Source organism: Flavobacterium bomense (assembly GCF_003970355.1).
In genome coordinates, this window is sequence record NZ_RYDJ01000029.1 from 1 (window position 1) to 5,706 (window position 5,706).

Annotated in this window: 8 protein-coding genes; 5 read left to right on the forward strand and 3 right to left on the reverse strand. The window is 37.6% G+C overall.

Features of this window, described 5'->3' with window-relative positions:
- Window positions 1-90: 90 nt before the first annotated feature.
- Window positions 91-1,338, reverse strand: a complete 1,248-nt coding sequence (locus EKL98_RS15110; RefSeq protein ID WP_126563050.1) for a site-specific integrase — start codon at window positions 1,336-1,338, stop codon at window positions 91-93.
- A 1,030-nt stretch (window positions 1,339-2,368) separates the two neighbouring features.
- Here EKL98_RS15110 and EKL98_RS15120 point away from each other — a divergent pair.
- Genes EKL98_RS15120 through EKL98_RS17905 form a run of 4 tightly spaced genes read left to right on the forward strand, consistent with a single transcriptional unit; the run spans window position 2,369 to window position 3,973 of the window.
- A complete protein-coding gene (locus tag EKL98_RS15120; protein ID WP_126563052.1) occupies window positions 2,369-3,124 on the forward strand; it encodes a hypothetical protein in 756 nt (251 codons plus the stop codon).
- A 1-nt stretch (window position 3,125) separates the two neighbouring features.
- Window positions 3,126-3,530, forward strand: a complete 405-nt coding sequence (locus tag EKL98_RS15125) for a DUF5675 family protein (RefSeq protein WP_126563053.1) — start codon at window positions 3,126-3,128, stop codon at window positions 3,528-3,530.
- A gap of 1 nt (window position 3,531) precedes the next feature.
- Window positions 3,532-3,810, forward strand: a complete 279-nt coding sequence (locus EKL98_RS15130; protein WP_126563054.1) for a hypothetical protein — start codon at window positions 3,532-3,534, stop codon at window positions 3,808-3,810.
- Window positions 3,797-3,973: a hypothetical protein gene (locus EKL98_RS17905; RefSeq protein WP_199740715.1), complete on the forward strand. Its 177-nt coding sequence runs from the start codon at window positions 3,797-3,799 to the stop codon at window positions 3,971-3,973. The genes EKL98_RS15130 and EKL98_RS17905 overlap by 14 nt, the downstream gene beginning before the upstream one ends.
- Window positions 3,974-4,046: 73 nt before the next feature.
- Here EKL98_RS17905 and EKL98_RS15135 read toward each other — a convergent pair whose 3' ends face one another.
- Both EKL98_RS15135 and EKL98_RS15140 read right to left on the reverse strand, forming a co-directional pair.
- A complete protein-coding gene (locus EKL98_RS15135; protein ID WP_126563055.1) occupies window positions 4,047-4,226 on the reverse strand; it encodes a hypothetical protein in 180 nt (59 codons plus the stop codon).
- Window positions 4,227-4,255: 29 nt separating this feature from the next.
- The gene (locus EKL98_RS15140) at window positions 4,256-4,678 is read right to left on the reverse strand and encodes a DUF6943 family protein (protein WP_126563056.1); all 423 of its coding nucleotides are present in this window, start codon (window positions 4,676-4,678) and stop codon (window positions 4,256-4,258) included.
- 397 nt (window positions 4,679-5,075) lie between these two features.
- On the opposite strand from EKL98_RS15140, the gene EKL98_RS15145 reads away from it, so the two are divergent.
- Window positions 5,076-5,255, forward strand: a complete 180-nt coding sequence (locus tag EKL98_RS15145; RefSeq protein ID WP_126563057.1) for a hypothetical protein — start codon at window positions 5,076-5,078, stop codon at window positions 5,253-5,255.
- Window positions 5,256-5,706: the final 451 nt, after the last annotated feature.

The following is a 5,706-nucleotide window of genomic DNA, read 5'->3' on the forward strand; positions in this document are numbered from 1 at the left end:
AAATCAGATTACAATAATGTCAATGAACATAATACTAACCAGCTGGTTTTTAACTTATTTTAAGTGGACACTAGTGAAATAATAGAGCTTCTAATTGGTCTTATTGATAATTTTATAATTGTTGCAGTTTAACATTTTGTTCCTTAAAATCATCATATCTTCACTCACTTTTTTATCTAATATTTTAGCGTAGTGTTGCGTCGTTCTTATGTTTTTATGACCAAGCATTTTACTCACACTTTCTATGGGAACGCCATTTGTAAGGGTTACAGTCGTTGCAAAAGTATGTCGAGCAATGTGGAAGGTTAAATCTTTTTTAATGCCGCAAACGTCCGCTATTTCCTTCAAGTAGCTATTCATTTTTTGGTTGCTTAAAACCGGTAATAGTTTATCTTCATTTATGCATTGTGGGTGATTGGCATATTTCAGGATTAATTCTTCCGGAATCGGGAGGAGGGGAATGCGAGAAGCTGTCTCTGTTTTTTGTCGATGGGTGAATATCCATTTCCCGCCATCGATACCCATACTGATGTTTGATACCGTTAAGTTTTTGACATCTATATAAGCCAAGCCAGTAAAGCAGCTGAAAACGAAAATATCTTTTACCTGGTTTAATCTTTCGGTTGCAAATACTTTAGAATAGATGTCCTGAACTTCTTCTTGCGTTAGGTAATCTCTTTCGACTTCACGAATTTTTGATTTATAGTTTGCAAATGGATCCTTATCTATCCATCCATTTGAAATACAGATTTTGATTATTTTCTTGAAGTTCTTAATGTATTTAACTGCCGTGTTGTTGGCGCATTTACGAACACTTCTCAAATAGAATTCATACTCTGTTATGAAAGAATGGTCTATTTTATTGATTTCGATATCGGAAATGTTATATTTCCACTGCAAGAAGTCTTTGGTGTGCTTGAGTGAGGTTTTATATCGCTCTAGTGTTCCTGGTGCGTATTCAAGTCCCAAAAGCTCTTCTACTTTCCGGTTGTGTTCTTCGAATATAGGGACGAGCATATGTTGCTGTTCTTTAATGCCGAGAAGTCTATTTTTAAAAACTTCAATTGTGAGGAGTTCGTTGCTGTGTATTAATTCCATTTGGATGTCGAATATTTTTGATTTCAGTAAATCAAGGTATTCATTTAATGAACGAGCATTCTCGGTATTGCCTTTCATTTTTGACAGCTCAGGTGACCATTTAGTAGAATCTATAAATTTTTTGGTACTGAACTCCATTCGATTTCCATCTACAGTTAATCTTACATAGATAGGAAGTTGACCTGCAACATTAGCTTTTGTGCTCTTCGCATAGAAGTGTAATGTGATTTTAGTTTTCATAGTGGTAACCTTTTAATTAGTATTCAATTTAGATTTCTAAAGGATATCAAACAAGATGTTTAAATAGTGGACTAGTGATAAACTAGCCATTGAACAGGTTGTTTGAAATTTTCAAGTTGATTTAGCGAGACCCTGATTTTTGAATTATTGTAGGGTCTCGATTTTGCCTCTTAAAAGATGAGATTAGATGAATAATTTGAATATGTCGTAAAAGCAAAAACCCCGTAAATCATAAGATTTACGGGGTTTTGATACCATTTGTTTTTCTACTGGCGGAGAAAGAGGGATTTGTTTGTTTTTCTAAAGTGCCGTAAAATAAGGCTTCGCAAAGCTTTTATTTTAAATGACTCCTCAACTGACACCTCTCAATATGTTAGCAAATTGTTCTAAATTTCAATTATCAAAGATAAGTGTTTTTTTGCTGGAATTAATGATTAATTATCATATTTTGAACTGGTTAACCGTTTTTTTTTGAACAGGCATTGGTTCAAAATTTAGTTGCCTAAAGTATAATTTCTACCCAATTATCAAAGGTTCAACTTGTTCAATTTTTAAGCTGGTATATTGGCAAAACTCCTCGACAGATACAAACTCATTTTGGAGCTTGTTGAGCTCCTTTCTTATTTTTTGAAGTAGTCTAATACTTTGGCGATAACTCTTTCCGGTTATGCGTTGTATATCCTTAGGGTAGATACATAATCTATTGTTTTTGGCTCTCATACTCTATCTATGACTTTGATTGGGCTTTGCCTAATCTGGAACCTCTGTGGTTCAAGTTCTGGCACTCCATAAAAATAGTAAATTATTCCTTTGGTTCAGAAGCGGAAATCTACTCCCGTCAATGTTGGTTGTAAATGGGTATTTAGGTCATTTTATGCCATTTGTGTCACAAAGTGACATATGGGATAGGGAAGTCTTTTTTATGTGATTTAATTGACTAAAATTTGTTTTATAATCAATCGAAAAGTGTTGCAACAGGATGATGATTGAGGGAATTAGAAATATTTATTAATTTAAAATTTTAGGAATTATGGCAAGACAGAAAGGCATAATTAAATTAAAAGGTACGATCGGAGATATTACCTTCTACAAAACCAAAGACGGCCACTTAGCCAGAGAAAAAGGGGGTGTCGATGCGAGCAGAATTGCGAGCGATCCGGCATTTCAAAGAACCCGCGAGAATGGAGCCGAATTTGGAAGAGCAGGAAAGGCAGGGAAAGTTTTGAGAACGGCAATGCGAACTTTGCTCATTAATTCTGCTGATAGTAGAATGGTAAGTCGATTGACTCAATCTATGATTAAAGTCATTCAGGCAGATATGGTAAGTGAACGCGGCTTGCGCAATGTGATTGATGGTGAGGCAGAATTGCTTGCTGGATTCGAATTCAACATTAGGGGCAAACTGGGCACTTCTTTATTTGCTCCTTTTGTGGGTACAATTGACCGTGCTTCAGGAGATATCATGGTTGATTTGGTTCCATTTGTTCCTGCAAACATGATCGCGGCTGCAAGCGGAACCACGCATTTCAAAATCATATCTGCAGGTGCGGAAATAGATTTTGAAGCCGAAACCTTTGTGGTTGCCACATCGGAAACGGATATTCTAGCGTGGGATTCGAATCAAACCGTCGATATCAATCATACCAATTCAGTTACTCCAGGTAGCACAAAACCATTGTTTTTGGCTTTGGGAATTGAATTTTATCAAGAAGTAAATGGAAGAATGTATCCTTTGAAAAACGGATCATACAATCCATTGGCATTGGTTCAGGTAAGCGGTCTGTAAGATGGTTTTGGTCTTGAATAGGACCTATTTTCCCGAGGGAACACAAGGAGTTTTGGAATGGAACGGCACTTTAGTTTGTTATACCATCGAGTTGCCATGGTTGGAAAATCAAAGGCGAATTTCTTGTATTCCCGAAGGTAAATATGTTTTGCAGAAGCGGTTTAGCCCAAAATTCAAATGGCATATACATTTACAAAATGTTCCAGGACGAGATTTTATATTAATTCATCCTGCCAATGATGCCAAGAAAGAGTTGTTGGGCTGTATCGCAACTGTAACACTGCACACCGGAATAGGGAGAGGAAGTTCTTCCCGAAAAGCGTTTGGAAAGTTAAAAGCTTTAGTTTATGGAGCTTTGACCGATAATGAAGAAGTGAAAATAAGAATCCAATCTAATAAATTATAGTATGAATATAGTTGAACGTGCAAAAGCACCTACCCCTAAGTTTTTCCGGATTTTGAGAAGTATTGGAATGGCTCTATTGGCTATCAGTGGCAGTATCATTGCAGCTCCGGTAGTTTTACCTGTAGCCGTTGTCAGTATTGCCGGATATGCAGCCCTCGCAGGAGGAGTCATTTCAATAATCAGCCAAATTACGGTAGATGATGAGGCCAACCGAGAGCAGGCCATCACCAATCGGTTGAAAAAAGACAATCAATATTTACCGCGAGATGGAATCAAATAACACCTTGCAAATTGGAACTGCATCAGGAACTTTGCTGAGTATTGTGCCTAATATCCTTTCTGAAGATATTATAAAAACGATTATCTTAGCGGTCGTAGGAGCAATAGTAAGTTTTACAGTTTCGCTCCTTTTAAAAGGATTGACAAAATTTAAAAAGAAATAGTCTGGTTACGATTGGTAACCTTTTCCGGACTACCTAAGAAAGCCAAGTCGTGAGAGACTTGGCTTTTTTGTTTTTATATTTCCTCGAAAATATTCAAGGTCACTTCTTCGATGACCACTTTGGCATTGGAGCAGAACAATCCGTTGTATTTTGCGCAGTCCATTGCTTTTGATCGGCTGTCAAATATTCCGAAAAAGACTCTTGATGTTTTGCTTTTCCAAAAATCGGTTTGGTATAAAATGAACAGTTTCACAATTTAGGAGAATTAGGTTAAAATAATTATTATTTTCTGCAGTAGCGGTTTAAAATGGCTCTACGCATTTCGTTGATAAGGTTGATGTTTTTATGTAATTGATCTTCTTTCTGTTCCAGCAATCTCAGCGCTTGGACTTGTTTCTGGTGCAGGTCGTGTTCCTGTAGCATTTCATCTACTTTTGAGTTAAAATCTTTTTTAAAATCGTCGATTCGTAAAAAAGGAATTGCGGACCCAACCAGAGATTGGTGCCAGAATCTTGCTTTCCATAAACTGTAAGCCAACCAGTATACTGTTTCGGTATCTCCTTCATTTTGAAATAGTATTACAAAACTATTGGGGAATGGTTCTTTTTGAGGCTTACCACTATTCATCCCTTTGTTGAGAATAAAGATTTGGTTTCCTTTATAAACTGTATTTTTTTGGTGTGTTTTAATAATGAAATTCGGCATGGCGTGTTGGTTTTAAAAATTCGACCTTAATTTTTTGAAAAGAAAAAAGAGAAAAAAAGAAAGCCACTAAAACAGCAGAAATGACGAACGAAAATGGAGGGAGGAACGACCGACTGAAAGTGAGGAATGGATGCTATGTTTGCTGGATTTTTTTCTTTTTCTTTTCAAGAAATTGCACTATCGTCTTGTTGAGGTTTTTCTGGGGACGTTGTTGTGATTGCTTCGTTTCTCTCGCAAGGCAATCAAACACCCCCAAGCACCGCAGAAAATGATGATTGTAGCGATAGCGGAAATCATTATTTATCGAGGAGCGCAGTGGCGGGGTTGCGGCAATCGAACAGCCACGCTAGACCGAGAACGGAACGTAGCTTGCGGAGTAGAGAGAAGGAATAGCAGCGTGAAACGGCGAGGGAAAAATATAAGACAGCCAAAGGCGTTCCTTGATTTAGGGCAAAGTGACGTTTTTACGGAACGGCGCCAACCCCGATGGCTGTGCGAAGGAGCAACCGCTGAAAAAATAAAGGGCGACAGACATGATACTGCTGGAATGCAGTGGAACGTAGCCTGCGGAGTGTAACGGAATGAAGCGGTATTGTGGATGTAATAGCCCTGCCGAACGCAGGAAGAGAACGTGTGGAGATGAGGAACGAACAGCGGAAAAAGTAAGGTTGCCTATTTTTTGGCTGCCTTATTTTTTTGTGCTGTGAAGTGTCTGTGGAATGGAGGGAAACCTTATTATCAAATTGAAATAATGAATTGCTTATTTACCAAATGTGTTCTGATGAAAAGGTAAGGTTGACCGACTGGAGCTGCCGAACGGAACAAAGAGAACGACCAAAGAGAGACCGCTTGATTACGTGTCTTTTTATACGATAATCTTTAATTTGGCTTCGTCGTGTTCTTTGAAAGCGTTACTTGAGTCTAATTGCAATTCTAAATCTTCCATAGTAACTGCTTTTAATGTTGCACTAAAATCTTGTGCTCGTTGTAGCATTTTTATATAGGCTAATGGATCTTGTTGCCTTGTT